Origin of the sequence: Methylocucumis oryzae (assembly GCF_000963695.1) — a bacterium.
GTDB classification, from domain to species: Bacteria; Pseudomonadota; Gammaproteobacteria; order Methylococcales; family Methylomonadaceae; genus Methylovulum; species Methylovulum oryzae.
Genome location: NZ_LAJX01000333.1, coordinates 1 through 2,203 on the forward strand (window position 1 = coordinate 1; position 2,203 = coordinate 2,203).

The window sequence follows — 2,203 nt, forward strand, 5'->3', positions numbered from 1 at the left end:
CGACCACCACACACAAGATAGCGTCTATGCCAGCGGTGCCACCACACCCTCTACCGTCGTCAATCGCCGATTCGACGCCTTAGGTCGGCTCTGGCAAGTGCTGAATGCTGCCAACCAAGTCGTGCGTGAATACCAATACGACGCGCAAGGCAATCTACGCCGCAGCCAAGAGCACTATAGCGATACCGAACACGCCATTACCGACTACCACAGCTACGACACGCTGAACCGACTTACCCAAGTCACTGACGCGCTCAATGGCGAAAGCACGACCAGCTATGACGGTGCTGACCATATTGCCTCAGTCACTGACGCCAGAAACAATCGCACCGATTACAGCACTGATGGACTCAACAACCCATTATCCGAAACCAGCTCTGATCGTGGTGTCACACAAAATACCAACTACGACCCCGCCGGTAACCTCAAAAACCGCCTTGATGCGCGTTACTACACAGCCACCTATAACTATGACGCATTAAACCGTATAACCTCGATTGACTACCAACCCTCACCGATGAGTCCAGCGCCGCTAAGCCCGGCGTTACGTTTTAACTACCGCTATGACGGCAATCCCAACCCCAGCAACGCTAACGCGGTGGGTCACCTCAGCCACAGCGATGACCCTACCGGTAGTAATGATTGGAACTATGACAACGAAGGCCGCCTACAGAGCAAAACACAACGCACACAAGGCATAGACCTGATTAGCCGCTATGCCTATGACAGCGGCACGGGAAGGCTTAACGGCTTCACTTACCCCTCAGGCGCTACGCTTTATTACCAATACGACACCGCCGGACGTATCAACGCAGTGCGTTACAGCGCCAACGCCCAAACGACTGAACACGTCATCGTGGACAACATTACCTATCAACCATTAGGTGCCATGACTAGCTACCGCCTGCCGACAGTAACCGGACAGCCTAGTTTCAGCCGCGTCTACGACGCCGATGGCTACCTAACGCACTACACGCTGAACGAAGGCGACGTTACCCTGGTTCGCGACCGACAAGGCAATATTCACCAGTCAAACCACGTCTAGCACCAACCAAAGCTACCACTACGATTTACTCAGCCGTCTGACTGACGCCAATACCAGTACCAATTATCAACACTACGCCTACGATGCCAATGGCAACCGCACACAAAAAACGCTTGATTCCGTCAACACCGACTACGCCATTGCCAATAATAGCAACCGCTTAACCAAGTATCAATGCCATACCCCAAAGCTACGACAGGATGGGCAATCTCACCCACAACGGCAGCCTGCAATTCGGCTACGATGCAGCTGGACGACTCAAACACGCCATCATGCCTAGCGGTATCGCCTATAGCTACGGTGTTAACGCGCACGGTCAACGCGTCAGCAAAACCGAAGCAGCGGGTGCTATACGGTTATTCAGCTACGACGAAGCCGGACACTTAATCGGCGAATACACCAGCACAGGCCAACGTATCCAAGAACACGTTTGGCTAAACGACCAACCCATCGCCGTTATCGACGCCAGCGACACCGTGTACTATGTGCTCAGCGACCACCTCAACACGCCAAGGCAAATCATCGACAGCAACCAACAACTGCGCTGGCGCTGGGACAACACCGAACCCTTCGGTGCCAACGCCCCTAACGAAAACCCAGCGAACCTAGGCCTCTTCACCTATAATCTGCGCTTCTCTGGGCAATATTTCGATAGTGAAACGGGACTGCATTACAATTATTTTAGGGATTATGATCCGGGTAGTGGGCGGTATGTAGAGAGTGATCCGATTGGGTTACGGGGTGGGTTGAATACTTATGCCTATGTTGGGGGTAATCCGTTATTTTTGACTGATCCGTTAAGGCCATAAGGTGCGCTTATAGGATGTGCCGAACGAAGGGAGGCGCATCGTTCGTGTTTTCCCGCGATTGATGCGCCTCGTACCTCGGCACATCCTATGGCCCTGGTTCAGTTTTTGGTATTGCTCCGCGATGAGTTCCCGACTTAAGGTGGTTAGACCATTTGCGGCATTTTCTAAGATCAGTGGTAACTCTTGTCGCACATGCTTAATTCCTTCAGCTAAGATGATGCCACGCTCACTCAATGTCCCTCGAAGTTGATTGACCAAGGCGGTTCGCTGTTCAACTAAGCCTTGGCGAATGTTATGCACGAGTTGTATATCTTGTTGTGCAAGGGTTTTCACTTGGACTGTCCGGCGC

At 52.5% G+C, this 2,203-nt stretch carries 2 protein-coding genes and 1 pseudogene; 2 read left to right on the forward strand and 1 reads right to left on the reverse strand.

The window, feature by feature from the left end; all coding sequences use genetic code 11:
* Together VZ94_RS23930 and VZ94_RS23935 are read left to right on the forward strand one after the other, a co-directional pair.
* Window positions 1–1,045 (forward strand): RHS repeat protein (locus tag VZ94_RS23930; RefSeq protein WP_131655678.1); only part of this gene is annotated, 1,045 nt, incomplete at its 5' end.
* Window positions 1,046–1,245: 200 nt separating this feature from the next.
* Window positions 1,246–1,854 (forward strand): RHS repeat-associated core domain-containing protein, encoded by a 609-nt coding sequence (locus VZ94_RS23935; RefSeq protein WP_052700818.1) that lies wholly within the window; start codon window positions 1,246–1,248, stop codon window positions 1,852–1,854.
* On the opposite strand, the pseudogene VZ94_RS21205 reads toward VZ94_RS23935, so the two are convergent.
* Window positions 1,843–2,203 (reverse strand): annotated as a pseudogene (locus VZ94_RS21205) (hypothetical protein); the annotation flags it as partial. The gene VZ94_RS23935 and the pseudogene VZ94_RS21205 overlap by 12 nt on opposite strands.

What these genes read in the sequence shown, in the direction of transcription:
- VZ94_RS23935 (WP_052700818.1), top strand. Translation starts at nt 1,246, where the DNA reads ATGGGCAATCTCACCCACAACGGCAGCCTGCAATTCGGCTACGATGCA.